The 26,779-nt window shown below is 37.8% G+C and carries 23 protein-coding genes and 2 other annotated features (1 of these 25 cut by a window edge); of the genes, 1 reads left to right on the top strand and 22 read right to left on the bottom strand.

The annotated features are described in order from the left end of the window. Positions 1 to 73, bottom strand: a sequence feature (ribosomal protein L20 leader region) (it extends 57 nt beyond the left edge of the window). 133 nt (positions 74 to 206) lie between these two features. The 20 genes from thrS to GNT69_RS09545 all read right to left on the bottom strand — a co-directional run bounded on the left by thrS (position 207) and on the right by GNT69_RS09545 (position 23,076). Continuing rightward, positions 207 to 2,138, bottom strand: coding sequence for a threonine--tRNA ligase (thrS, locus tag GNT69_RS09450; RefSeq protein ID WP_203554694.1), 1,932 nt, complete (start codon positions 2,136 to 2,138; stop codon positions 207 to 209). A gap of 48 nt (positions 2,139 to 2,186) precedes the next feature. Beyond that, positions 2,187 to 2,435 (bottom strand) — a binding site (T-box leader). 47 nt (positions 2,436 to 2,482) lie between these two features. After that, a complete protein-coding gene (gene ytxC / locus GNT69_RS09455) occupies positions 2,483 to 3,358 on the bottom strand; it encodes a sporulation protein YtxC (RefSeq protein WP_203554695.1) in 876 nt (291 codons plus the stop codon). 128 nt (positions 3,359 to 3,486) lie between these two features. Beyond that, positions 3,487 to 4,419, bottom strand: coding sequence for a primosomal protein DnaI (dnaI, locus tag GNT69_RS09460; RefSeq protein ID WP_203554696.1), 933 nt, complete (start codon positions 4,417 to 4,419; stop codon positions 3,487 to 3,489). 5 nt (positions 4,420 to 4,424) lie between these two features. Continuing rightward, positions 4,425 to 5,822: a replication initiation and membrane attachment family protein gene (locus GNT69_RS09465; RefSeq protein ID WP_203554697.1), complete on the bottom strand. Its 1,398-nt coding sequence runs from the start codon at positions 5,820 to 5,822 to the stop codon at positions 4,425 to 4,427. 62 nt (positions 5,823 to 5,884) lie between these two features. Beyond that, entirely contained in the window at positions 5,885 to 6,346 is a 462-nt protein-coding gene (gene nrdR / locus GNT69_RS09470) for a transcriptional regulator NrdR (protein ID WP_203554698.1), read from the bottom strand. A gap of 128 nt (positions 6,347 to 6,474) precedes the next feature. Continuing rightward, a complete protein-coding gene (speD, locus tag GNT69_RS09475) occupies positions 6,475 to 6,855 on the bottom strand; it encodes an adenosylmethionine decarboxylase (protein WP_203554699.1) in 381 nt (126 codons plus the stop codon). A gap of 312 nt (positions 6,856 to 7,167) precedes the next feature. Then, the gene (locus tag GNT69_RS09480; protein WP_203554700.1) at positions 7,168 to 8,199 is read right to left on the bottom strand and encodes a glyceraldehyde-3-phosphate dehydrogenase; all 1,032 of its coding nucleotides are present in this window, start codon (positions 8,197 to 8,199) and stop codon (positions 7,168 to 7,170) included. 164 nt (positions 8,200 to 8,363) lie between these two features. Continuing rightward, entirely contained in the window at positions 8,364 to 8,960 is a 597-nt protein-coding gene (gene coaE / locus GNT69_RS09485) for a dephospho-CoA kinase (protein WP_203554701.1), read from the bottom strand. Positions 8,961 to 8,982: 22 nt separating this feature from the next. Beyond that, entirely contained in the window at positions 8,983 to 9,645 is a 663-nt protein-coding gene (gene ytaF / locus GNT69_RS09490) for a sporulation membrane protein YtaF (RefSeq protein ID WP_203554702.1), read from the bottom strand. Between the two features lie 145 nt (positions 9,646 to 9,790). After that, positions 9,791 to 10,615, bottom strand: a complete 825-nt coding sequence (gene mutM / locus GNT69_RS09495) for a DNA-formamidopyrimidine glycosylase (protein ID WP_203554703.1) — start codon at positions 10,613 to 10,615, stop codon at positions 9,791 to 9,793. Positions 10,616 to 10,627: 12 nt separating this feature from the next. Beyond that, complete coding sequence (gene polA, locus GNT69_RS09500) at positions 10,628 to 13,258, bottom strand: DNA polymerase I (RefSeq protein ID WP_203554704.1); 2,631 nt, start codon at positions 13,256 to 13,258, stop codon at positions 10,628 to 10,630. Positions 13,259 to 13,524: 266 nt separating this feature from the next. After that, positions 13,525 to 14,460: a protease modulator HflC gene (gene hflC / locus GNT69_RS09505; RefSeq protein ID WP_203554705.1), complete on the bottom strand. Its 936-nt coding sequence runs from the start codon at positions 14,458 to 14,460 to the stop codon at positions 13,525 to 13,527. Then, positions 14,460 to 15,416, bottom strand: coding sequence for an FtsH protease activity modulator HflK (gene hflK / locus GNT69_RS09510; RefSeq protein WP_203554706.1), 957 nt, complete (start codon positions 15,414 to 15,416; stop codon positions 14,460 to 14,462). Before hflK ends, hflC begins: the two co-directional genes overlap by 1 nt. Positions 15,417 to 15,481: 65 nt before the next feature. Then, positions 15,482 to 17,251 carry a two-component system histidine kinase PnpS gene (gene pnpS, locus GNT69_RS09515; protein WP_203554707.1) on the bottom strand — a complete coding sequence of 590 codons (1,770 nt, stop codon included), beginning with the start codon at positions 17,249 to 17,251 and terminating at the stop codon, positions 15,482 to 15,484. Beyond that, positions 17,238 to 17,966, bottom strand: a complete 729-nt coding sequence (locus GNT69_RS09520) for a response regulator (RefSeq protein WP_203554907.1) — start codon at positions 17,964 to 17,966, stop codon at positions 17,238 to 17,240. The genes pnpS and GNT69_RS09520 overlap by 14 nt, the downstream gene beginning before the upstream one ends. Positions 17,967 to 18,108: 142 nt before the next feature. Continuing rightward, positions 18,109 to 18,585, bottom strand: coding sequence for a MaoC/PaaZ C-terminal domain-containing protein (locus GNT69_RS09525; RefSeq protein WP_203554708.1), 477 nt, complete (start codon positions 18,583 to 18,585; stop codon positions 18,109 to 18,111). Positions 18,586 to 18,670: 85 nt separating this feature from the next. Further along, entirely contained in the window at positions 18,671 to 19,609 is a 939-nt protein-coding gene (gene mdh, locus GNT69_RS09530; RefSeq protein WP_203554709.1) for a malate dehydrogenase, read from the bottom strand. A 98-nt stretch (positions 19,610 to 19,707) separates the two neighbouring features. After that, on the bottom strand, positions 19,708 to 20,979 hold the full coding sequence (gene icd / locus GNT69_RS09535) for an NADP-dependent isocitrate dehydrogenase (protein ID WP_203554710.1): 1,272 nt from the start codon (positions 20,977 to 20,979) through the stop codon (positions 19,708 to 19,710). 165 nt (positions 20,980 to 21,144) lie between these two features. Then, complete coding sequence (citZ, locus tag GNT69_RS09540; RefSeq protein WP_203554711.1) at positions 21,145 to 22,266, bottom strand: citrate synthase; 1,122 nt, start codon at positions 22,264 to 22,266, stop codon at positions 21,145 to 21,147. A gap of 345 nt (positions 22,267 to 22,611) precedes the next feature. Continuing rightward, entirely contained in the window at positions 22,612 to 23,076 is a 465-nt protein-coding gene (locus tag GNT69_RS09545) for a DUF441 domain-containing protein (protein ID WP_203554712.1), read from the bottom strand. Between the two features lie 186 nt (positions 23,077 to 23,262). Here GNT69_RS09545 and ytvI point away from each other — a divergent pair, with 186 nt between their 5' ends. Beyond that, positions 23,263 to 24,387 (top strand): sporulation integral membrane protein YtvI, encoded by a 1,125-nt coding sequence (gene ytvI / locus GNT69_RS09550; protein WP_203554713.1) that lies wholly within the window; start codon positions 23,263 to 23,265, stop codon positions 24,385 to 24,387. 97 nt (positions 24,388 to 24,484) lie between these two features. On the opposite strand, the gene GNT69_RS09555 is transcribed toward ytvI, so the two are convergent. Further along, complete coding sequence (locus GNT69_RS09555) at positions 24,485 to 24,871, bottom strand: FxsA family protein (RefSeq protein WP_203554714.1); 387 nt, start codon at positions 24,869 to 24,871, stop codon at positions 24,485 to 24,487. 144 nt (positions 24,872 to 25,015) lie between these two features. Further along, positions 25,016 to 26,776, bottom strand: coding sequence for a pyruvate kinase (pyk, locus tag GNT69_RS09560; RefSeq protein WP_203554715.1), 1,761 nt, complete (start codon positions 26,774 to 26,776; stop codon positions 25,016 to 25,018). Positions 26,777 to 26,779: the final 3 nt, after the last annotated feature.

A 26,779-nucleotide genomic window follows, 5' to 3' on the forward strand; every position in this document is an offset into this window, starting at 1 on the left:
GTCATTTACGTAAAACCTGTCAACTGCTGCATTGCGTCGAACAGGTGAGAAGCGGGTGCTCCTTCTTTTCCACAAACCGTATTCACTTTTCTACCTAAGTAACTATATCACAATATCGATGTCATGTCAATGTATTAACTAGTAACTAATTACTGCAACGAATTGTATTGTAACAAACCTTTATACATCTTGCAATGCTTTTTAAGCTATTTTTTAGCATCTTTACGTAAAAGGTCTAGAAATGTCTCAAAACCTATGGTTTCAGACTTCTGTTCCCCATACTTTCGAACATTAACAGCATGTTCTTCAATTTCTTTATCTCCAACAACAAGCATATAAGGAATTTTTTGCATTTGTGCTTCACGAATCTTATAACCGATTTTTTCATCACGGTCATCGAGCTCAACTCTAAACCCTTCTGCTTTCAATTTTTCTTGTACTTGTTTTGCGTAGTCATAGTGAACATCAGGTGAAACTGGGATCACTTGTGCTTGTACAGGTGCAAGCCATGTCGGGAAAGCTCCCTTATATTCTTCAATTAAGAAGGCAACAAAGCGCTCCATCGTTGAGACAACTCCGCGGTGAATGACAACCGGACGATGGTGTTTGCCATCCTCTCCAATATAAGTTAGATCAAAGCGTTCTGGAAGCAAAAAGTCGAGCTGTACAGTTGACAGCGTCTCCTCTTTTCCGAGTGCTGTTTTAACCTGAACATCCAATTTCGGTCCGTAGAATGCTGCTTCTCCTTCGGCCTCATAATAGTCGAGACCTAGTTCATCCATCGCCTCTTTCAGCATACTTTGTGCTCTTTCCCACATTTCATCATCATTAAAATACTTTTCAGTATCTTCAGGATCACGATAGGATAAACGGAAGGAGTAATCATTGAGATCAAAATCTTTATAAACAGCTAGAATTAAATCAACTACCCGCTTAAATTCCTCTTTAATCTGGTCCGGTCGAACAAATACGTGAGCATCATTCAACGTCATTCCACGTACACGTTGCAATCCTGACAACGCTCCAGACATCTCATATCGATGCATTGTTCCTAACTCAGCTATGCGAATCGGCAACTCACGATAGCTGTGCATACTGCTTTTATAAACCATCATATGATGCGGACAATTCATCGGTCTTAATACTAATTGTTCATTATCCATCTGCATTGGCGGAAACATATCTTCTTGATAATGATCCCAATGACCGGAAGTTTTGTATAGTTCCACATTTGCCATAATCGGTGTGTAGACGTGATCATAGCCAAGACTTACTTCTTTATCAACTATATAACGCTCAATAATCCGGCGAATTGTTGATCCCTTCGGTAACCATAACGGAAGCCCTTGCCCTACCTTTTGCGAGCTCGTAAATAAATTAAGTTCTTTACCAAGCTTCCTGTGATCGCGTTCTTTCGCTTCTTCAAGCAGGCGCAAATGTTCTGCCAAATCATCCTTTTTAAAGAATGCTGTTCCATAAATACGCTGGAGCATTTTGTTATCACTGTCTCCACGCCAATAAGCTCCTGCAATGCTTAGTAGCTTAAATTCTTTCAACTTTCCTGTTGAAGGAACATGGACTCCACGACAAAGATCAAAGAATTCGCCTTGTTCGTAGATAGTCACTGTCTCATCCGCTGGAATCGCTTCAATTAGCTCTAACTTGTACTCATCAGCGATTTCTTTGTACAACTGAATAGCCTCATTACGGCTTACTTCTTTGCGGACAATTTCGAGATTTTCATTAATGATTTTCTTCATTTCTTTTTCAATCGCAGGCAAGTCCTCAGGTGTAATTGATACATCTATATCAATATCATAATAAAAACCACCTTCAATAACTGGCCCAACACCAAGTTTGACATCTTTATACACGCGTTTAATCGCTTGAGCCATAAGATGCGCCGTACTGTGGCGGAGGATTTCAAGAGCTTCATCACTATCTGGAGTGACAATTTCTATTGCTCCATCCACTTCAATTGGTCGGCGCAAATCATACATTTCGCCATTTACCTTCCCGGCGATGGCTTTTTTCTTAAGTCCCGGACTAATTGAAGCCGCAATGTCTTCAGTCGTCGTACCGGCAGAAAACTCCTTTACTGCACCGTCTGGGAATGTTAATTTAATCATGTCTGCCATAACGCTTTACCTCACTTCTTTTATAAAATAAAAAAACTCCTCCCTCAAATAAGGGACGAGTTTCAAATCACGTGGTTCCACCCAATTTCCCGTTTTTACAGATAGTCATTCCCGATAAAAACGGCTTTGGTTTTGATAACGGTTCTAATACCGTCAGCAACTACTAGCTTACAAAAAGCGTTCGCAACTGAAGTTCAGAGGTGGTAAGTCAATTCTTTAGTGTTAGGAAGGTTACAGCCTTGCCTTCCCTCTCTGCAAACCATTCAAGAATGCCCATGTCCTCATCATTACAATTCGCTTGATTCCATTTATGTAGGTAATTATAATTTGTAATTTGTCGAAAATCAAGTAGGACTATTGGACTTATCACTCATATTTTTCTTATTTTCAGCAAAAACTTTAACTGGACATATGTTTATTCGCTCTTCAAAGATATTTCGAATCGTTCGAACGAGCGGTTGTTCTGGTTGATTTGTATACAGAAAAATCTGAGTAGGTGCAATTGACAGCAATGGGGCAATTGTTACGGAATCAATATAGAGTGGGTGATTCCCCAGTAATCGACGGTCAATCCCCTTAATTAACTCACTTCTTTTCAGTTCATTTAAATTTTTATCATGAAAGGTTGTTTCCTCATCAAGCAATAAATGAATCACTTCTTGTTTCGCCTCTCTAGCAGATAAAAACTCTCTCAACGTCTGTACAAACATCTGGTAATCTTGCTCGAGTTTGTACTCATCAATTGCCACTTCCACATAGCTATACAGTCGATCATGAAATGGTCGCAAACGAAACATCACAAAAGAATCGAAAGAAAAACTGATTCCGCTATTGAACATTTCATGTATTGCCTTTAATGCATATCCTTTTTCATCCGGACCACTTAGAAAAGAGGCCAAATCCTCTCTACTTCCATCAATAACGGAATAAATGATTTGCAGGATTTGCTCTTGCTCATTTGGATCTTTATAAAAAAAACGGTTAGCGAGAATTTCTCTGAACCAGTCGTCACGCTTCTTGACGACGATAAAATTATAAACGCTTTCCTTAATCTTATGGAAATCTGCTTTTGGCAGCTTTTGTGGGAGTATTCTTATTCTTTTCTTATTTTTATCCAGTTGAACATGCCCTCGTTCCACAATTTCGGCAGTCACCTGGTTTATCATATGCCCGTATAAACGATGGGCATCATCGTCTTTTTGGAAGATGATTTCTATCAACCATATCCCCCCTTCGTAAAAATCTCCTGATTTAATATATGGGGGACATGTTCATTTTAGAAGCATGTAAACTAAACGAAAAGAATTTATCGATAAAAAAGAAAAAAGCCATACCTTTTAGCTATGACTTACTCTCTTCGGTTTCTTCCTTCAACTTTAACCGGTATAGCAAGATACTTTATTCTTTCTAATATTCTCGCTGCTTTTAATTGCTCCTCTTCGCCTCGCTGACTATAAGTTAAGTGATGACTAAGACCAGCAAAATCAAAGTTAGAAGTAAACAAAGTCGGTGAATTTTCCAACATTCGAAATTGAAGGATTGGCCCTAAAATTTCATCCCTAGCCCAACTACTCATCGTCTCCGCTCCGATATCATCTAACATTAATATAGGGGATTTTTTAATAAAGTCTAGCTTTTCATTAAGGGAATTATCACCGATTGCATTTTTCATTTCTCTAAACAATTCAGGAACATATACAATCATCGAACGAATCTGTTTTTTTGCTAATTCATTAGCGATTGCTCCGAGTAAATACGATTTTCCTGTTCCGAAGGGGCCATGGAAGTAGATTCCTTTTTGCTTTTCACCCTCAGTATAATTTTTAACGAAATCCTTGGCCATTTTAATCGCCATAAATCTTCCTGTATCTTCGAGATCAATATCACCAAGAGAAGCTTTTAAAATTTCTTTTGGGACATATAAACTCCCAATTAAACGCTCGCTTTTCTGTTTTTCTTCATGTAAGACCTTTTTTTGACAGCGGTCATAAGTCACATCGATAAATTTCCCATTAAAGACAAGTCTTGGCTCATAGCCTTGAATCATATTCTTGCAACTAGAAAGACTGCTACAATCAGCACAACCTTTGCTTTGATTAATAAATTCATGCATTTTCATTAAACTTTTATCTATAATCTCTCGAGTGATTTGACCTTCGTGTCTTTGAATAAAATCTTGCACATGAAGATCATTTAATACTTCTGTTCTTAACGCTTCATACCGTTGCTGGAAATTTTGATTTTTCGTTAATTTTCTCAGTGTTTCATTTATCTTTTCCATCGGCCTCACCTCCTTGACTTAAACTCCTTAAGTTCTTCCTCAAGTTGCTTTCTTTCTTGCTCAAATGCAGAGTCTTTCTTCATGTCCTTTTGCTTTTTAGACTCCGCTTTATCCTCAAACCAGTCTGGTAAAAGCTCTTTACGAATAGGCTTTTTGGATGATGGTCGATCTTTTTTCTCCTCGGCCCATTGTATGTATTGCCTATGTTCTTTTTTCGCTAGGTCCATTGCTTCTTTCACGGTTTTCACTTGTTTTCGAGCCCAATGGCTAGCTATTTTTTCCATATATCCTTTGTTCAACTTCATATCTGTCCTGATCATAACATACTCAATTAGTACATTCACGACTCCTGGGTGGAGCTTTTGTTTAAACATAATCCCTTCAATAATTTGAAGATCTGTTTTGGAGGGGACCGCACCACCCGAAATATCAATTAAATATTGTCTTGGTGAGGTGCTCTCTAAATAATGAGCAAGCTCATCCTCTGGCGATTTCGGACTACTTGGCGCCGTTTTATGCTGTAGCGGTTGTGTTAAGTCAAGAAGTTGTGGCAATTGGTCTTGATTTTCAAACTGATACCAATCTCTCGCAGCTTTTCGAAGCTCCTCAATATCAATTTCACTATCTGCTGTCAATGCACTAAGTATAATGTTTTTCATTTGAATCGCATCAATCCCATACAAAAATGCAAGATTGCTAATCGCTTCTTTTACTCCCGGTGTCAACGCATTTTTTGAAACTAAGTTTTCCTTCAGCCCTGCAGTTAAAATCTCAAAATTAAAAGTCGTCGGATTGATTTGTACCCCGTCCGACTCTTGTCTCCCAATAAAAACCTCGTCTTTTTCAGGAGCAAGCTCTTCTCCTGAGTCACTATGGTATCGTAAAGTATCAGGAGAGACAGACACAAAAACATCTTGAAATTCCCTTGTCACTTCTGAATAGCCGTCTTGTTGGCTAATCGCCTTATCAGCAAAAAAGCGTTTCAGCCTAAAGAACTGATTCTTCCCCACTTTTCGATATAAGTATATATTTAATAACCCATCTAAGAAAAATTGCTCCGGGGTTAATGGTGGCTGTAATTGATAAATAAACGAGCGATTTTCTTCGTCGTTTTTTACGTAAGTTTTCAACAGTCCCATTGCCTCAAGCTTTAATCTGGCATGATAAATGTCTTTTAAATTCAAGTCTAGAAGAGTCATTAAGCTGTGATGAGAGGAAGATGATGACCAAAGACGGTTTTCCTCAAGCTCCGCCCAAAGTGTCATATATAAACTCATGCATACCGGTCCTATTAAAGGCTGATATAAAAAAGTGAGCACTTTGCGATCATATTCATGTAACAAACCACTTAATCCGACCACATATTGGTCAACAGGCAACAGCTCCTGCCAATGCTGTGTCATTGCCTTTACCACCCCTTGCACTATTGATAAAAAAAGAGCCAAGGATTTCCCCTTCAGCTCTATTAAGACTGTTCTTTTTTAATCAGTTCCTTTAATTCCTCGATAAAAACATTGATATCTTTAAATTGTCGGTAAACAGAGGCAAAGCGAACATAAGCCACCTCATCGATATTTGCAAGACGATCCATGACCATTTCACCGATGGCTTCACTTTTCACTTCTGAAACCCCATTATTACGAAGTTCCTTTTCTATCTCCGAAACAATCTCTTCAAGTTGTTTCAATGCTACAGGGCGTTTTTCACACGCTTTGATTAACCCTCTTAACAACTTTTCTCTATTGAACTCCTCACGTGTCCCTTCCTTTTTCACAACAATAAGAGGAATATCTTCTACTTTTTCAAAAGTTGTAAAACGATAGGAGCAGGCTTCACATTCTCTTCTACGTCGAATCGATCTCCCCTCGTCTACTGGACGAGAATCAAGGACACGGGTCGAATTATTTTGACAAGCTGGACATTTCATCTCGATTTCAACTCCGAATTTCTATCATATGTAACATTTCTTTACTATTCCTTATTGCTTCTTATTATATCTTATTGAAGAAAAATTAAAAAGAGATGTATTTTATACACCTCTTGAATAGTCATTTTTTATAATGCTTTCGCTTGTGACTGTTTTACTTGTATTGGTCCCATTCCCCTTGGTACTTCAATATTTTCACGAGTTTGGGCTCCTAACGCGTCGGCGATATAGTCGGCCGCAACAATAGGATTTAAATCCCCACAAGTATAAACGTCAATACTTGCATATCCATGTTCTGGGAAGCTGTGTATCGTGAGGTGAGATTCAGATATAATGACAACCCCACTAACACCTTGTGGTGCAAACTTATGAAAAGCGACTTCACGAATTTCTGCACCTGATTTTAAAGCTGCTCCAACAAATGTTTTTTCAATAAAATCAATATCATTTAATTTTTCAAAATCGCAACCCCAAAGTTCAGAAATTACATGACGACCCATTGTTTCCATATTCAGTTCCCCCTCTAACTATTTTGGTTAGAAGTGAAGTTCCCATTTTCATTGGTACTTTAACTACAACGGGGGGAAGTTAGTCCAAAGAGGTCCTAACCCTTTAAGTAGTTAATATTTACCTTAATGAAGAAGTTCACGATGACTAGTATACTTTGTTTATATTATTTTTGCAACTAAAGTACTTAAAATTATCTAAAGAAATTATATTCAAAACAGGTACATTCTTTGCTGTGTTTTTTTTTTTACCATAAAAAATAGGCCTACCTTATTTAATAAAAGGCAGACCTATTCCCTGGAATGAATTTTTGATTACCCCACTTTTACTTCGGTACATTTAGCTAACTTTTGTGCAACATAATTAGCTAGATCTACGACTCTAGAAGAATAACCCCATTCATTATCATACCAAGCAAGAACTTTTACTTTATTCGCACCAATTACCATTGTTGACAGACCGTCAATAATGGCTGAATGATCATTTGTATTAAAGTCAATTGAAACAAGTGGCTCATCAGTGATGTCTAAAATTCCCTTTAATGCGCCTCTAGAGGATGATAGAAAAGCTTCATTAATTTCATCAATTGTTACCTCGCGCTTAAGATCAACAACTAAATCAACAAGAGAGACGTTCGGTGTCGGTACTCGCAAAGCCATTCCATGTAATTTCCCTTTTAATTGCGGCAACACCAATGATAAAGCTTTTGCTGCACCAGTTGACGTCGGAATAATCGATTGCGCACATGAGCGAGCACGACGCAAATCTTTATGTGGATTATCAATATTCTTCTGGTCATTTGTGTACGAGTGAACCGTCGTCATTAGCCCATTAACAATTCCAAATTGATCATCAAGCACTTTAGCTACTGGTGCTAAACAATTTGTCGTACAAGAAGCATTGGAAATAACATCATGTTTCTCAATATTTAATTCGCTTTCATTGACTCCCATGACAATCGTAATATCCTCGTTTTTCCCAGGAGCAGATAAAATAACTTTTTTAGCACCTGCATCCAGGTGGGCGGATGCTTTATCACGTGAATTGAATTTTCCAGTCGCTTCTATAACGATATCAATCTCTAATTCTCTCCATGGCAATTCTGCCGGATTCCTATTATTTAACAACTGAACACGCTTATTGTTTACAATCAATGCATCATCAGCTGGTATTACATCTGCCTCAAATTTCCCATGTGTTGAATCATATTTAATTAAATGCGCTAAAGTTTCAGCCGGATAGCTAGCGTTTATCGCCACAATTTCAAGATTTTCTTCAAGAATAGCCTTTCTAAACACCATTCTCCCTATTCTCCCAAACCCGTTTATTGCAATTTTAGCCTTCATTCTACGGCTCCTTCCACATTAATGTTATACTCAATTACCCCTTATATGGTATTTAGTATAACATATTAATTTAAATTTGTGATAAATAATTGCGCACATTTAAAAATATAATCACTTTTAAAAAATTATCACTCTTAAGACAAAAAAAAGAACCAATTTGGTCCTTAAATTCCCCACGAGGATACAATTTTCTTCACTTGCTCCGCCGTTTCTTCAATTGTTCCATTATTATCAATTACCTTATCCGCATGTTTCACCTTTTCTTTTAACGGCATTTGCGAATTAATCCTCGAGCGCGCCTCTTCTACACTAAAATGGTTTCTCTCCATCAGTCTGCGAAGTTGCATTTCCTCGTCAACATAGATGAGCAATATTTTATCTACAGAATACTGGTTTTCCCCCTCAATTAATAGTGGGATATCGAGAACAACCACTTTTTCCCCTTTTTGGATTGCCTGTTCTTTCTTCTCCTCCATCCGTTCCCGGACTGCAGGATGGACGATGGAGTTTAAGACCAAGCGCTTTTCTTCATCATTAAAAATAATGGCTCCAAGCTTTGCGCGGTTAATAACCCCATTCTCATCTAAAATATCTTTTCCAAAGTAACGCACTATGTCATTATATGCTTTTTCCCCTTTTTCAACTGCGAGCCGCGATTCAACATCTGCATCGATAACGGTAATACCCATTTCCGTTAACATTTGTGAAACAGTGCTTTTGCCACTTGCAATACCTCCAGTAAGTCCTATGATCAATGACATATCACTCTATTCCTTTCTAGCATTAAAGCTTGATAATTCCAACAATAATTAATAAAAGACCCGGAATAAAACTGAGCTTTTGTACCCAATTATATCCTGATAAAAAAACTCCAGCTTTCATACCGCCATAAACAAACATTGAACTCATTAACGCCGCTGCTAAGGCTAGGGAAATCGGTGAAAATCCGAGCATTGCCGCCCCAATACCAGCACCAAATGCATCAAGAGAAAGCGCAATCCCTAACATAAGTGCTTCTATTCCAGTAATTGTTCCTGAACGGTCAAAATCAGCTGACATTGGCTTTTTCAAAATATTAATGGCAATCCCTAGTGATTGAATTTCCAAATTAAATAAAGTTTTCTCTATTTCCACCTTTTGCTCAGTTTTCTCTTTTTCATCCTTTTGCTCAGTTTTCTCAGGTCGAAAAAATTGATATAAGATCCAAGCACCGAGAAGAATTAGGATAAAACCACCAATCTTTTCAGCAATCGTCGGTGGTAAAACAGTAACCAGAAATTCACCGATTGTCATTGCTAAAATTAAGACAACTGCAGAACACATCGCAATAATGAAAATCGATTTGAATGGGATCTTGACATTCCTCAATCCGTAAGTAAATCCGACACTAAAACTGTCAAGACTGACAGCGAAAGCAAGTAATAGCAGTGAGAAAGTTTGAACCATGGTAGAGCTCCCTCCTGTCAATCGCTAAGATATTATATGGTGGAAGCCATTCCATGGTTAAAGTAAAATAAACACCAAAAAATGACATACTGATAAAAAACTGAGATATAGAGGCTAGATGCTTAAAAAATATTCCCCAACCATTTTATTTCTGACATTTTGGACAATAATGAGTTCCACGACCCCCTACTACAATCTTTTCAATTTCTGTCCCACAACATTTGCAAGGTTCTTGATTACGGGCATAAACATTTAGATCTAGCTGGAACATTCCAATTTGTCCTTGAGAATTAACATAAGAGCGGATGGTACTGCCACCTTTTTCAACTGCCTCCGACAACGTTTTAATAATTTCTGAATGCAGTCGGGAAAGCTCATCGTCCGTTAAAGAGGGTGCCGGGCGTTCCGGATGGATCTGAGCGCGAAAAAGAGCTTCATCTACATAAATATTTCCTAAACCAACTAAAACTTTTTGATCCAACAATGTAGGCTTAATTTTCCGAGTTGTTTTTCTTAATTTCTCTTTTAACCCCTCTAGTGTAAATGTTTCAGAAAACGGCTCAGGTCCTAGTCCCACTAGTGGTTGCTCATAAAGTTCATCCCCCTTTTTATAAAGATGGTACGTTCCGAATTTCCGTACATCTTTATACCGAAGCTCACTATCATCCGTAAAGTGGAAGATGACATGTGTATGTTTTTCTACCGGTTCAACCTTTTGAAAGACGCCATATTTCCCTTCCATACGGAGATGTGAAACAAGTGCATAATCATCCGTATAAAATAGTAAGAACTTTCCTCTCCTTCCGATACTTAAAATCGTTTGATCACGAAGGGCATCTGAAAATTGTTCTACTTCCTCTGGTTTCTTAACCATTTTCGGCCAGAAGATGGAAACTTCCTTTATTTTCTTCCCAATAATAAGCGCCTCTAGCGTTTTTCGAACCGTTTCTACCTCGGGTAATTCTGGCAAATCTTTCTCCTCCTATTTTGCGTCAAACCAAGTTGGACCATATGCATAATCGACTTTTAGCGGGACATCTAATTGCAACGCATGTTCCATCACATCTGGTACGATTTTCTTTAAAGCTTCAATTTCTTCTTCTGGTGCCTCAAAAATCAATTCATCATGAACCTGAAGCAATAATCTCGCTTTTAAGTTTTCTTTTTCAATACGCATAGCCATTTCAATCATTGCCTTTTTAATTATATCTGCAGCCGTTCCTTGAATAGGTGTATTCATAGCTGTTCGTTCAGCAAAACTGCGAACATTGAAATTCCGACTAGTAATTTCAGGTAAATAGCGTCTTCGATGAAGCAAAGTTGTCACATACCCTTTTTCTTTTGCATCACGAACAACATCCTCCATATAGTCTTTAACACCAGGATAGCTTTTTAAGTACCGTTCAATAAATTGTCCGGCCTCTTTTCTTGTAATCCCAAGGCTCTGAGATAAACCATAATCACTAATTCCGTAGACAATCCCGAAATTAACCGCTTTTGCATGACGCCGCATATTGTCCGTGACTTCATCTGCCTCGACATGGAAGACCTCCATCGCAGTCTGAGTATGGATATCAAGCCCCTCTTGGAAAGCCTGAATCAACTTTTCATCACCAGCAATATGAGCGAGCACTCTTAATTCAATTTGTGAGTAGTCAGCTGCAAAAATCACCCAACTTTTTTCAGAGGCAACAAAGGCTTGACGGATTTTCCTCCCTTCTTCCATCCGAATCGGGATATTCTGTAAGTTTGGATCCGTTGAGCTTAAACGCCCTGTCTGTGTCAAAGCCTGATTAAAACGGGTATGAACCTTATTCGTTTGTGAGTTAACAACTTTTTGTAAACCCTCAATATAGGTCGATTGCAGCTTACCAAGCTGGCGATAATTTAAAATCTCACGAATAATTTCATGTTTCGGCGCTAATTGTTCAAGTACATCTGCACTTGTTGAATAACCCGTCTTTGTTTTTTTCAATGGCGGCAACCCTAATTTTTCAAATAAAATGACACCTAGCTGTTTCGGAGAATTAATATTAAATGCTTCCCCCGCATAAAAATAGATTTTCTTTTCGATTTCATCTAGCTGCTCACTAATTTCCTGTCCCATGTTTTTAAGCCTGTCAACATCAAGCTTAACTCCTAGAAATTCCATATCTGCGAGCACGAGGGAAAGCGGCATTTCTAGCTCACTAAATAAATCATATTGCTCATTTTTAATTAGCTCATCTGTAAGCCGATCCTTTATATCAGAAATCGCTAGTGCTTTACGAGCAAGGTGCTCAGCAAGTTTGGTTTCTTCCGGAACACTCCGCTTCACACCTTTTCCGTAAACCACCTCATCCAGTTCAAGATTGTGAAAACCGTGTAATCTTGCAACTTCAGGTAGATTATCAGCAGAATCAGATGGATTAATAATATATGAAGCAAGGAAGACATCGAAATCTATCCCTTGTAGATAGATCCCATGATGCCTTAGCGAAACTACAGACCGTTTAGCATCAAATACCGTCTTTTTCATCGTTTCATCTTCGGCCCATCTTTTAAAAGCATCTGATTGAATTGCCAAGCTAACCGGAAAATAAAATATCCCTTTTTCATTTGCTACTGAGAAACCAATAATATCAGCATAGTGATAGTTATCCTCTAAAATTTCAACATATACGTTATTTTCTTCGGCAAATATATCGTCCGTCACCTCAGTTAGCATCGTATGCTCTATTTCCGCTAAATCGGCAGGATCATCTGTTTTCAAACCATCCATTTTTTCAAGAAGCGATTGGAATCCAAGTTCCTTAAAGATTTTCGCAAGCTTTTCTGCTTCATATCCTTCATATTCCAGTTCAGTGAGCACTACTTCAACTGGAGCTTCCTTCGTAATCGTAGCTAAATTTTTGCTCATCATTGCCTGGTCTTTAAATTCATGCAGCTTTTCTTGTAGCTTTTTGCCACTCACTGAGTCAATCGATTGCAGTAAATTCTCTACTGTCCCAAATTCTTTTAAAAGTTTAATCGCTGTTTTCTCACCTACCCCTGGCACACCAGGGATATTATCAGACGCATCGCCCATTAATCCTTTCATATCAACGATTTGTTCCGGAGTTAGACCATATTTTTCGTTAATATGTTCGGGAGTGTACTGTTCAATTTCGGTAATTCCTTTTTTTGTTATATTTATCGTTATTTTTTCTGTGCTTAGCTGCGTTAAGTCTTTATCACCAGAAATCACTTTTACTTCAAAACCTGCTTGCTCTGCTTTCGTAGCAAGAGTTCCGATGATATCATCAGCTTCATAATTCTCAAGCTCATATTGTGGAATTCCGTATGCTTTTAACAATTCACGGATAAACGGGAATTGTTCAGATAATTCCGGTGGGGTCTTTTGTCTGCCACCCTTATATTCTGTATAGGTTGCATGTCTGAAAGTTGTTTTCCCAGCATCAAAAGCAACCAAAATATGCGTCGGATTTTCATCTTCAAGAATCCTCATTAGCATCATCGTAAAGCCATATACTGCATTCGTATGTACACCTTTATCATTATTAAGTAACGGCAACGCAAAAAAAGCACGATAGGCAATACTATTGCCATCAATTAAAACGAGTTTATTTGCCATAATATACCTCCTTTATTAAGAAAAGCGCAAGCGCCTTGCTCAGGGGCGACAAGCATAAGGCAAGCCGACGAGAAGGTTGCTCTTTAACCTTCACGGCGGATTGACTTATGACCTCGAGCCCCTAGGCGCTGGAGCTAGACAGTTCTAACTTTTGAAATTTATACTTTTTTTCTAGTCAAAAAAGACCGTTCATTTTTCTTCCTTATTCTATCATGAGCAAGAAAAGAAAGAAAAACAACGGTCTTATACTACCGAACCCATCCGGTTTATTGGGTATAGCCCATGAGCAAACGAGCATATGGTGAATCAGAAGGCAGAATAATCACAGTATCATCGCCAATTGTCTGTTTATATGATTCTAGCGTTCTGTATAGGGAGTAAAATCCCGGATCCTTCGAGAATGCATCATTATATATCTTGGCAGCTTCCGATTCTCCTTCACTTCGAATCTGCTCTGCTTCAGCTTTTGCCTTAGAAAGCATCTCATTTACTTCACGATCTGTTTGTGCCTCAATCCGATTTTTATCAGCGTCTCCTCGAGACAGATATTCCTGTGCGGTTGAATGACGTTCTGAAATCATCCGAATATAAACAGAATTCTCATTTTCCTCTGGGAGATCCGTTCGTTTGATTCGTACATCGGTTACACTTATCCCGTAATTATCATTAGCTAGTAATTCATTTACTCTATCAGTAATCCGATCATTTAAAGAACCTCGCGAAGACTTTTCGTCATTAATGATTTCATCATAATCTAATTGTCCCAATTCTGTTCGGGTTACAGAATAAATAAATTCCTCCATGCGGGCTTCCGCCGCTTCAAGTGTTCTAGCATTCGCAATCATATCTCTAGGGCTATCAATCTTCCAAATTGAATAATTATCAATTAAAATCCGTTTTTTATCCCTCGTATTTATCTCTGCTTGGGAAACATCATAAATCATTTGGTATTTAGGAAGAGTAGTGACGCTCTGTATAAATGGAATTTTATAAGATAACCCCGGTTCACTTTCAATTCGAACTACTTCACCGAATTGACGCACAACCTTATATTCACCTTCCCTGACGACAAAGAGATTCGAGAGAATAAAGATTAAAACTAACAGAAGCAGAACTAGAAAGAGGCCAAATTTCGTGTATTTATTCCAAGAAAAGTTCGCTTTTACCCGTTCATTCATATCGATAATTTTATCATCAGCCATTATCCTTCACTCCCTTCGGCATTAGGCTTTGGTTGCCCCGATTCAAGCGGTCTAATTGGAAAATACTTGAGCGTATTCCCGTCATCATTCATTATATAAATTTCAGAATTTGGCAATACTTGTTCCAGCGTCTCGATCACGAGACGTTGTCTTGTAATTTCAGGGTTTCCTGCGTACTCATTGTGAAGAGCGTTAAAGACCGCTACATCACCAATTGCTCGTTGAATTCGCGCTTCTTTATCCCCCTCTGCCCTAGAAATGAGAGCATCTCGTTCCCCTTCTGCTTCATTTATCTTTTGGTTCCGATATTTATCTGCTTCATTTCTTTTTGTATTCATCGTTTCCCTTGCATCTGTTACATCCGTAAATGCTTTACGGACATCTTCATTCGGAAGTTCGACATCCTGAAGTTTTACAGCCAAAATAGAGATTCCAATATCATATTCTTCTATAAGGTCTGTTAACAGCTCATGAACTTCCCCTTCAATTTCCGCTTTTCCAGATGTAAGGGCATCATCAATCCTTGAACTTCCGATAATACTTCTTAGTGATGCTGATGTTGCATCATAAAGAATTTCTTCGGGATAAGCAGCATTAAACAAATATTTTTCAGGGTTGGTAATTCTCCATTGAACAACAAGATCAGCTAAGACGATATTTTCATCTCCTGTGATCATTTTCGTTTCAGCAGGAAACCCTTTAATCTCTCCATCTTTTTGCTCATAACCAAACTCGAGACTAAAGGTTTCCTTTGAAAGCTTTTTAACATCTTGAATCGGCCACGGCATTTTGAAGTTTAAACCCGGCTCACTAATTCCTTCCTCTACTTTTCCAAACGTTATAATCACAGCTTGTTCAGATTCATCTACTGTATACCAGCTTGTTAAAGCAACAAGAATTAGCAGGCCGGCAAGAAAAACAGAACCTATTATGACATACAATTTCCGTAAGTTCACGCATACTCCCCCTCTTTTAGACTATGTCTTTATTACGAGTATCTGCCTAAGAAGTTTCAATTTCTTTACAGTTTATCATTCATTAATTCTTTTAAAAGTGTGATTTTAAAAGTTGTTCCTTTCCCTACATCACTGGAAACTTGAATGTTCCCTTTATGTGCCTCGATAATATGTTTCACAATTGCCAAACCCAAACCTGTTCCCCCTGAATTACGGCTTCTTGCTTTATCTACACGATAAAAGCGTTCAAAGATCCTTGATATCTCCTCCTTTTCCATTCCAATTCCGGTATCTTTTACAAACAAAATGACTGAATCACTTGTTTCATTTACTTCAACCGAGATCAACCCACCGTTTGGAGTATAAGTGATTGCATTTGTTAACAGATTAATCATGACCTGTTTTAATTTATCTTGATCTCCAATGATCGTCTCACAATCAGTTGAATGATGTTGAAAAGCGATCTTTTTCCCATCTGCTCGAGCCTTTAAGATCGTCATCGCTTCAGAAACTAGATCATTCATATTCACTTTTCCTAAATTCAAGCGGTAACCGGTTTGTTCAATCCTTGATAATTCTAATAAATCTTCTATAAGTATTTTAAGCCGATCGCTTTCTTTTAGAATGATTGTAAGAAATGACTCTAATGCTTTTTTGTCGTTCATCGCCCCGTCAAGTAACGTTTCTGAAAAGCCCTTTATAGAAGTAATTGGAGTTTTTAATTCGTGCGAAACATTCGCGACAAAGTCTTTCCTAACTTGTTCCAATTTTTTTAATTCTGTAATCTCGTGGAATACTAGCAACACTCCCTTCCACACATTATTTGTCCCAATAATAGGAACCCCATACACTTCAAAATGGCGTCGCTCAAAACCTAATAATAAAACCACTTGCTTTTTTGTTTTTTGCTCAGTCATAAAGATTTCTTCAATAAGTGAACTAATCTCTTTATGTTCAACTACTTCATGATAGAGCTTATAAAGGTATTGATCAGGGTTCACATTAAAAATTTCCTTATATGGTTTATTAATCAAGTTAATATAGCCATGACCATCAACTAAAATTAATCCACTTCCCATATTTTCAATTAATGTACTAAGTCGATCTTGTTGCATTTCTTGAGATTTCATTAAATCCTGTAAATTCCGGGCAAGAATATTTATTGATGCACTGAGCATACCTGTTTCATCAATATGATCTTCATATGTTCTTGCTCGGTAATTTCCCTTTGCTAATTCAATTGCTACATTTGTTGCCGATTCAATTGGTTTCGTGTATCTAGAAGTAATTTTTACCACTAACAAAACAATAACAACTAGTGCTAAGCCAAGACTGATGCTAAGAATCCACCAAATATGTTGATAAGCTTGCTTTAGTTCTCCAACTGTTGTTGCAAAAAATAGATAACCATCGTTTTCTCCATTTAAAGCGATTGACTTCCAATAATATTTAATCCCAACGCCAAAAGAATACTCGCCACTATCATCATTTATACTGTCTGCAACTATGTTATGAATGATATTTTTATGTGTATTTTCCGTAGTACCGGAATCTACACCTGTATCAAACAGAATATTTCCTACTGAATCAACGATTGTAATTCTTGTTTTTAACAATTCGCCAACTTCATTCATTTCTTCTTGATCTATGAAAGCAATTCCACCATTTTTCTCGATGACTTTGGCGACAATTTGCACTTCATTTTTCAGTCGTTCATTGAAATAGTTTAAATAATTGTTTTTAAAAAGCTGACCAAGAACAACTCCTAAACCAAGCAGAACGGTAATAATTAATGTTACCAGAGCGAAAAGCAGTCGTGTTTTATACTTTGTCATTCCGTTTCGGTTCCTCGAGTTTATATCCTAGTCCACGAATCGTTTTTATGTAGATTGGTTTTTTCGTATTCTGTTCAATTTTTTCTCTTAAATGGCTAATATGTACATCAACAATTCGCGAGTCTCCAGCGAAGTCATATTTCCAAACTGCACTTAATAGTTGATCTCTCGTTAATACCCTGCCTTTATTTTGAGCGAGGTAAAGGAGCAACTCAAATTCCTTCGGTGTGAATTCTAGAAGTTGATCCTTAAAATATGCTTCATAATTATCAGGGAGGATTTTCAAATCGCCAATCCGAATTTGCCCATTGCTATTTTCTTCAATTGGTTGCGATGACTCTATTTTCAGATGAGAACGACGAAGAATCGCTTTCACCCTTGCTATTACTTCACGTGGACTGAATGGCTTAGTCATGTAATCGTCTGCTCCTAATTCAAGACCGAGAATTTTATCGAATTCATCATCTTTTGCAGTTAGCATTAAAATTGGAGTCATCATTTTATGCTGCCGTAGTCGTTTACAGACCTCAATGCCATCAAGTTTAGGTAACATTAAATCAAGAATGATTAAGTCAGGATTTTCCTGTAATGCTAGCTGTTCACCTAATTCCCCATCCGTTGCCGTAATCACCTCATAGCCTGACTGTTCTAGATTATATTGCAGCAATGTTACAATCGACTGCTCATCATCGACTACTAATACCTTTTTCATAATATCCTCCAATATATAAAATTATCTATTGTTCAATATCATTATAAACGTTAAATAGGATTTACTTAAAGAAATTTTACTTTATTTGCATAGTTCGTCAAACGACATCATCTTATTGCAAAAAAAAAGATGCATCCAGTGGCATCTAAAAATTGTCTAATGCGTGGCCATCATCACACTGTAGCGGATACGGAGGACAGACATGAAGTTTTCCTTTTAATACTTCTTCCTTTGTTTCATTCGTAGCATTCACAGCTATTTCGACCGAGTGTTCATCTGGATTAATTTGCGAGATCTCAAATAAAAATTCCACCGTTTCATAATGATAAACTGGTTTTAAAAATTCAATTTCATGTCTTAAAATATAACTTCCTGGACCAGGTAAATATTTAGAAACAGCTGATGTAATAATACCTGTTAACATAATTGGAGGAACAACCGGTTTTTTATGAGGAGTCTGCGCAGCATAATCATGTTGAATATATAAAGGGTTTGCATCATTTGTTAAGCCAAGAAATAACAAAAGATCCTTGTCTTCAATCTTTTCAGTTAGTGAAAGTTTCTCCCCTAATGTTATTTCTTCTATCGTTTTTCCGAGCTTTCGCTTTTTCCCTAGCAACATAGTATATTTCCCCCTAAAAAAATCATATATACTATTATTTGCAAAAAAATCGGGGAATATTCCCCGATATCACATAAAACTGATATTAAGCTAGTACAGCCATGACATTGCGAACAGAATCAGCTGATTTATCTAACTCTGCTTTTTCTGCAGCTGTCAAGTCTAATTCAATCACTTTTTCAATTCCATTTGCCCCTAAAATCGTTGGTACACCTAAGTAAATTCCCTCATAACCATATTCACCTTCCAAATAAGCAATGGATGGGAGAACACGGCGCTGGTCCTTAACAATTGCTTCAACCATTTCAACTAGGGAGGCAGCTGGAGCATAATAAGCACTGCCATTTCCTAACAGATTAACAATCTCTCCGCCACCTTTACGTGTACGTTCAACAATTGCATCAAGGCGCTCCTTAGGGATCAACGTTTCAAGCGGAATGCCTCCGGCATATGAATAACGGACTAATGGTACCATATCGTCTCCGTGCCCACCTAAGACGAATCCAGTAATATCTTTTACAGATAAATTTAATTCTTGAGCTACGAATGTACGGAAACGTGCACTATCAAGTACTCCTGATTGACCTATTACACGATTTTTCGGAAAGCCAGATTCTTTAAAGACTGTGTATGTCATTGCATCAACTGGATTAGTGAGGACAACAATATAACAATTAGGAGAATATTTAACGATTTCTTTTGTGACACTTTTCATTACTTTTTGGTTCGTCTGAACTAAATCATCCCGACTCATTCCAGGCTTGCGGGCGATTCCTGCAGTGATTACAACTACATCAGAGTCTTTCGTATCTTCATAGTTGGAAGTACCAGTAATATTTGCATCAAACCCTTGAATAGGTCCTGCTTCTAACATATCAAGCGCTTTTCCCTTTGTCGGGTTTTCTGCTTGCGGAATATCAACAAGTACTACATCACCTAGTTCTTTTTGAGCAAGAATAAATGCCGTTGTAGCGCCAGTAAAACCAGCACCAACCACCGATATTTTTTTTCGTTTTAAAGACATATAAACATCTCCTTATGTTATTATCTTCAAATCCTTGAGTGCATCTTGCTTTATATGTAGAGGACTATTCCTTTTCAGAATAGTCCCATTGACAAATCTTATTTCATGTTTTTAATCAATTCATCACCGAATTCAGAACATTTCACTTCTGTTGCCCCATCCATTAACCGAGCAAAATCATAAGTAACAACTTTTGAAGCAATTGTATCTTCTACTGACTTAACAACCATGTTCGCTGCTTCATTCCATCCTAAATGCTCAAGCATTAATACTCCTGAAAGAATAACCGAAGATGGATTTACTTTATCAAGACCAGCATATTTCGGTGCTGTTCCATGTGTAGCTTCGAAAATCGCATGCCCAGTTTCATAGTTGATGTTTGCTCCAGGTGCAATTCCAATTCCTCCTACTTGTGCGGCAAGAGCATCGGAAATGTAATCTCCATTTAAGTTCATTGTCGCAACAACCTCAAACTCTTTAGGACGAGTTAAAATTTGTTGCAAGAAAATATCTGCAATTGCATCTTTGACGATAATTTTTCCTGCTGCCTCTGCTTCAGCTTGTGCTTTATTTGCAGCATCAAGCCCTTGCTCTTCTTTAATTTGGTCATACTGTGCCCAAGTAAATACTTTATCACCGTATTCCTTTTCTGCGAGCTCATAACCCCAGTTTTTAAATGCACCTTCAGTAAATTTCATGATATTTCCTTTATGTACTAATGTAACGGATTTACGTCCCTCTTTAATTGCATACTCAATCGCAGAACGAACTAAACGACTTGTTCCTTCTTTAGAAACTGGCTTGATACCGATTCCTGATGTTTCAGGGAAACGGATTTTATTAACACCCATTTCGTTTTGTAAGAAAGCAAGTAGTTTTTTTACTTCATCCGAACCTTCTTTATATTCAATTCCAGCATAGATATCCTCAGTATTTTCACGGAAAATAACCATATCTGTATCTTGAGGACGTTTTACAGGTGATGGTACACCTTCAAACCAACGTACAGGTCGTAAGCACACAAATAAGTCTAACTCCTGACGTAAAGCAACATTTAACGAACGAATTCCACCACCAATAGGAGTTGTTAACGGCCCTTTAATCGCGATTAAGTATTCATCGATCGCTTCAAGTGTTTCGGCTGGAAGCCATTCTCCTGTTTGGTTAAATGCTTTCTCTCCGGCAAGAACTTCTTTCCAGACAATTTTTCGTTCGCCATTATAAGCCTTTTCAACCGCTGCGTCCAAAACTCTTACAGATGATGCCCAAATGTCAGCACCTGTACCATCTCCTTCAATAAACGGAACAATCGGGTTGTTTGGAACGTTTAATACTCCATCTTTGACTGTAATTTTTTCACCTTGTGACATATAAATCTCCCTCCAATTATTCGCTAGAAAAGAAGGTTGTACAATAAACAAGCCCAACCTTCTTTTCTATTATCTTAAAAGCAGTTTTTTCAAACAAGTAGATGTTGTTTGATCATACCGCTTTTATAGCTGTATCTGTATCTACTTTTTATACGAACTAAGCAATTATTTATCTCTTAGTCCGACTTCAACATATTTCTGCATGCCAGGACCTGTATATTCGGCACGAGGACGAATTAGGCGGTTATTTGCGTATTGTTCAAGAATGTGCGCTAACCATCCGGATACACGACTAACAGCAAAAATTGGTGTAAATATATCATGATCAATACCAAGGCTATGGTATACAGAAGCCGAATAGAAGTCAACATTTGGTGGCAACTTTTTCTCGCCCGTTACAATTTCCTCGATTTTCGTTGACATTTGATACCAATGTGGTTCCCCTGTCAATTCTGTAAGTTTTTCAGACATTACTCGTAAATGCTTAGCTCGAGGGTCTCCTTTACGATATACTCTGTGGCCGAACCCCATGATTTTTTCTTTATTATCTAATTTCTTACGAATATATGGTTCCACATTTTCAAGTGTTTTTATTTCTGTCAACATTTTCATTACGGCTTCATTTGCGCCACCATGAAGTGGACCTTTTAATGCTCCAATTGCTGCAGTTACCCCAGAGTATACGTCAGATAGAGTTGCAACACACACACGAGCAGTGAAAGTGGATGCATTTAGTTCATGATCAGCATGTAAAACTAATGCTTTATTAAATGCTTCAACTGCAATTGGCTCAGGTTCTGTTCCAGTTAACATGTAAAGGAAGTTTGCAGCGAAACTGAAATCTTCACGAGGTTGCACTGGCTCTAATCCTTTACGGATACGTGCAAAAGCAGTAACAATCGCTGGCATTTTTGCCTGTAAGCGAATGGCTTTTCGGTAATTTGCATCTTCCTCCATAACATCTGCTTCTTCATCATGCAACCCTAATAGCGAAACTCCCGTTCGAAGCGCTGCCATTGGATGAACCTTATCAATATCATACAACTTAAAATGATCTAAAACCGCTTTAGGTAATGCCATATTTTGTGCTAATTGACCTTTCAACTCATCAAGCTCAGATTGAACCGGAAGTCTTCCGTGCCATAATAAATATATGACTTCTTCAAAACTTGCATTGTCAGCTAAATCATCAATATCATATCCTACATAAGTAAGTGTATCATCAATGATTGAACTAATAGATGATGTTGTTGCCACTACTCCTTCAAGACCACGTGTAACTGTCATACTAATCTCTCCTTCTCGGTAATTTTCCCCATTTCGTATTTTTGTTTTTAATTTAATCACTGTAAATTGAAAGTCAATTCAGAAAAAATAAAATTTCTGAAACTTGAACAAAATGCAAGCATTGTCTTTCAATTCCCAGCATTCTTATAGACCGAGCGCTTGCTCAGGTATAGAACATAAAAGAAAATGCTTACATTATCTTTAAAAATAAATTTTTCATCTTACAGAAAACAATATAAAGGAAGGTAGATTTAATTACAAGTCCTATTATAAACAATTCTCTGACTTTTGTGAATGAAAAGTAGGTAATTTCCAAAAAAAATGTTATTATACAAAGAAACTATTTTACTTTAAAAATTCCATTATTTTCATAGCCACAAAAGCGATACCAGCACCAATTAAAGGACCAACGGCCACACCTTTAAATAGTGATACGGCCAAGATGGTTCCTAGTACTAACGCTGTCGTAATATGAGGATCAGAAGCCAATAGAGTTATGCCGCCTTTTGCCAGTAAAGCAACTAGAATTCCTGAAATAAGTGCAATCCATGCAATCGGAGATTTAAATGCTCCTGATAAATCCTTAAAACCAATTTCTCCAGCGGCTATAGGGGCTAGTACAGCTATTGTTATGATTGTAACACCCCAATTAATCCCTTTTGCTTGAATGTAAGAAAAGAGCTTGGAATCAAAACCGGCTATTTTTAATAAAAGTAATACTGCAACAGCAATAATTAATGAGTGGTTTTTGGCGATTAACGCAATGATCAGCAGCAATCCCAAAAATAAAAAAGGCTCAAATCCCAACATTTTCACCTCTTCCAAGGTTAACCCTATTTTAGCATAATTTACATGCACGTATCAAAATTTTAGATTTCCAATATTTTTTGGCTAACCTCGTTTTACCTTACCGAAAGCAGCAGGATTTCTATCGTCCATGGCGAATCCCTCATTGAACAGAAGCACTAAAGTACTCTTACGTAAGGAGGGGTTTATTTGAATCATATTTATCTGAATAGAATCATTAGACTTTTTATCGTTACTTTTATTTTTTTCGCCTCAATAATTTCCATTTTCTACTTATCGAAACTTATTTACCCCTTTATTATCGGTTTGTTGATTGCTTTTTTGATCAATCCATTTGTGAATTTCTTTGAAGTGAAAATGAAAGTACCTCGTACCATTTCCGTGTTTATTGTCTTGTTCCTAATATTCACCATTTTTGCTAGTTTAATTACTCTTTTAGTTGTAGAAATCGTTGCAGGTGCCGAATATCTTTCAGCAGTTGTTCCTACACATATAGAAACATTAATATCCTCAATTGAACAGATGATTGCTGCACAAATCATTCCGTTATATAACCAGGTTACAGGACTACTTATGACGTTGGAATCTGGGCAACAAGAAGCCATTTTAGAAAACATCCAAACAGTCGGTGCTCAAATTACTACAGTGATTGGGAATTTCGCCCAAGGTTTTTTGGGGAAAATCCCTAATATACTTGGCTGGTTTCCTAACGCGGCCACAGTAGTCATCTTTTCTTTGTTGGGGACTTTTTTTATAAGTAAAGATTGGCATCATCTTCGGTTAAAGGGGAGTCGCTTCTTAACTAGAAAGGCAAAATCGAGGGGAAGAACCGTTTTAGAGGAATTAAAGAAAGCATTATTAGGATTTATCACTGCACAAACGATGCTTATTTCTATTTCAACAGTCAGCATTTTAATCGGGCTTATCATTCTTAGGGTGGAATATGCAATTACAATTGCCATTGTAGCGGGGCTTGTAGATATTATTCCGTATTTAGGTACTGGCGTAATATTCGTTCCCTGGATTATATTTGAAGCAATTGGCGGGAGTATGCATCTGGCAATTGGCCTCGCTATTTTATACATTCTTGTAATTGTTCAGCGACAGTTAATGGAACCGAAAATTTTATCATCAAATATAGGTCTCGACCCACTCGCCACCCTTGTTTCCCTTTTTGTAGGTTATAAATTATGGGGATTTCTCGGCTTATTTGTAGGACCTGTAATTCTTGTTTTAATAAACGCTCTTTATCGGGCAGGCGTTTTTAACGATTTATCAGCATTTATAAAAGGAGATCATCAAATCAAACCTTAAATACAGGATGATTTAAATGATCCCCTTCGAGTGGAGGAGCACCTCCGGAAAACTCACTCGCATAAAACAGCACTGAGACGGACCGAATAACTTCGATTTAGCGAATAATCGTTATTGTCCGCCTGTCCATTCTCTTTCTGAAAAACTGGGCTAACCAGTTTTTCATATGCTTCCTTGTCGCAGGAATAAGCAATAAAAAACCGATGATATCTGTGACAAAACCTGGTGTTAATAAAAGCGTTCCGCCGATTAGGATACAAACTCCATCTAACAGCGCATCTCCCGGCATAATCCCGCGCTCCATATTATCCTGAACTTTCCGAATCGTAACAATCCCTTGTTGCTTTGCAAGATACGCACCGATTAATCCAGTTAAAAGAATAAACAAAAAGGTTGGGAGAACGCCAATTAACTGACCGAACCACAGCAAAATTGCAATTTCAACTGCAGGTACGATAATAATGGCCAAAAATAAGTACCTCAAGCTACCACCTCAAAAAGACTGTCTGTACACCTATTATATGCCCTAGAATAGAATCAAACCATCAAAAGGTTTTTCATGCGTAAAAATATCATTTTTTAACAAGGACTAAAAAAGCCGAGCAAAAAGCTCGACCCATTTTTTAAATTATAGCACAGTAGCATGACCATTATAGACAACGCCTCTTTGGGCATCGACTGTGATCTCTTGTCCATCCTCAAAAAGTTCCATTGCATTTTCAACACCGACAATTACAGGAATTCCTAAGTTAAGACCAACAACTGCGGCATGACTCGTTAATCCGCCTTCTTGTGTAATCAAAGCGGAACATTTTTCAATTGCAGGAACCATCTCACGGTCTGAGCCGATTGTAACAAGAACGTCCCCTTCATTCACTTTACTCAATGCTTCATTCGCATCTTTTGCAATAACAACTTTTCCGAATGCTGATTTACGTCCAATTCCTTGAGCTTTTACAATGATGTCACCAACTACATGAATTTTCATCATATTTGTTGTTCCAGATTCACCAACAGGAACTCCAGCGGTAATGAGGACTAAGTCACCATGCTTTACTAAGCCACTATTCATGCTCTCTTCAACCGCGTTTGCGAGCATATCATCAGTTGTTTCAGCTGCATTTCCAAGTTGTGCGTACACTCCCGAAACGAGTGATAATCGACGCACAATATGCTCTTTTGATGTAACGGCAACAATCGGTGCTTTTGGACGATATTTAGAAATCATCCGTGCTGTATGACCACTTTCAGTTGGCGTGATGATTGCATTCACATCAAGATTCAAGGCAGTATGAGCGACCGACTGCCCAATTGCATCCGTGATGCTGTGCTCAGTCACTTTGCTACGGGCTGATAGAATGTTTTTGTGATTTAACGCTTGTTCCGCTCGTGAAGCAATATTATGCATCGTTTCAACAGCTTCTACCGGATATTGACCAGCTGCCGTTTCACCAGAAAGCATGATTGCATCTGTTCCATCAAAGATGGCATTGGCTACATCACTAGCCTCGGCACGAGTTGGTCTCGGGTTCCGCTGCATCGAATCGAGCATCTGTGTTGCTGTTATAACTGGTTTTCCTAAAGTATTACATTTTTTTATTAAATCCTTTTGAACTAACGGAACTTCTTCTGCTGGGATTTCAACACCTAAATCCCCACGTGCAACCATTAGGCCATCAGAAACCTCAAGAATTCCGTCGATATTATCGACACCTTCTTGATTTTCAATTTTAGGGATAATATTTATATGCGATCCTTTGTTCTCATCTAATAATTCCCGAATTTCTAATACATCCGATCCACGACGCACGAAGGAAGCAGCAATGAAATCGACCCTTTGTTCAATACCAAACAAAATATCTTGCGCATCTTTCTCGGTAATTCCAGGCAGTTGAACTGAGACTCCCGGAACGTTCACACCTTTTTTATTCTTTAATGTACCGCTGTTTAATATTTTTGTTCTTATTTCTTTATTTTCATTGTCAATTCCGAGCACTTCTAGACCAATTAATCCATCATCTAGAAGGATTTTCGCTCCAACATGAACATCTTCGATTAATTTATCATAAGTAACAGAGAATTTCTCCACAGTACCGAGTACCTCAGTCATGGAGACAATTACTTCTTGTCCTGTTTGAAGTGTAATCGCACCATCAGTCATATTATGTGTTCTGATTTCTGGTCCTTTTGTATCTAACAAAATCGCTACATTTTTTCCAGTCTTTTTTGCTGCTTCTCTTATGTTCTTAATACGTTGCCCATGCTCCTCATGATCCCCATGAGAAAAATTAAGTCTAGCAACGTTCATACCTGTTTCCATTAATTTAACTAAGCTTTCTATACTCTCACTTGCGGGACCAATCGTACAAACAATTTTCGTTTTGCGCATATA

This window comes from Bacillus sp. B15-48 (assembly GCF_016879755.1).
In the GTDB taxonomy this organism is placed as follows: domain Bacteria; phylum Bacillota; class Bacilli; order Bacillales; family Cytobacillaceae; genus Mesobacillus_B.

Coding starts and splice junctions, on each gene's coding strand:
- hflC (WP_203554705.1), bottom strand. CDS start 14,460: ATGGCTGATGATAAAATTATCGATATGAATGAACGGGTAAAAGCGAAC.
- GNT69_RS09465 (WP_203554697.1), bottom strand. CDS start 5,822: ATGACACAGCATTGGCAGGAGCTGTTGCCTGTTGACCAATATGTGGTC.
- GNT69_RS09545 (WP_203554712.1), bottom strand. CDS start 23,076: ATGTTGGGATTTGAGCCTTTTTTATTTTTGGGATTGCTGCTGATCATT.
- icd (WP_203554710.1), bottom strand. CDS start 20,979: ATGTCACAAGGTGAAAAAATTACAGTCAAAGATGGAGTATTAAACGTT.
- thrS (WP_203554694.1), bottom strand. CDS start 2,138: ATGGCAGACATGATTAAATTAACATTCCCAGACGGTGCAGTAAAGGAG.
- nrdR (WP_203554698.1), bottom strand. CDS start 6,346: ATGAAATGTCCAGCTTGTCAAAATAATTCGACCCGTGTCCTTGATTCT.
- polA (WP_203554704.1), bottom strand. CDS start 13,258: ATGGCAAATAAACTCGTTTTAATTGATGGCAATAGTATTGCCTATCGT.
- pnpS (WP_203554707.1), bottom strand. CDS start 17,251: ATGACAAAGTATAAAACACGACTGCTTTTCGCTCTGGTAACATTAATT.
- GNT69_RS09525 (WP_203554708.1), bottom strand. CDS start 18,585: ATGTTGCTAGGGAAAAAGCGAAAGCTCGGAAAAACGATAGAAGAAATA.
- speD (WP_203554699.1), bottom strand. CDS start 6,855: ATGGAAACAATGGGTCGTCATGTAATTTCTGAACTTTGGGGTTGCGAT.
- citZ (WP_203554711.1), bottom strand. CDS start 22,266: ATGACAGTTACACGTGGTCTTGAAGGAGTAGTGGCAACAACATCATCT.
- pyk (WP_203554715.1), bottom strand. CDS start 26,776: ATGCGCAAAACGAAAATTGTTTGTACGATTGGTCCCGCAAGTGAGAGT.
- coaE (WP_203554701.1), bottom strand. CDS start 8,960: ATGTCATTGATCATAGGACTTACTGGAGGTATTGCAAGTGGCAAAAGC.
- mdh (WP_203554709.1), bottom strand. CDS start 19,609: ATGTCTTTAAAACGAAAAAAAATATCGGTGGTTGGTGCTGGTTTTACT.
- ytaF (WP_203554702.1), bottom strand. CDS start 9,645: ATGGTTCAAACTTTCTCACTGCTATTACTTGCTTTCGCTGTCAGTCTT.
- dnaI (WP_203554696.1), bottom strand. CDS start 4,419: ATGGAAAAGATAAATGAAACACTGAGAAAATTAACGAAAAATCAAAAT.
- GNT69_RS09480 (WP_203554700.1), bottom strand. CDS start 8,199: ATGAAGGCTAAAATTGCAATAAACGGGTTTGGGAGAATAGGGAGAATG.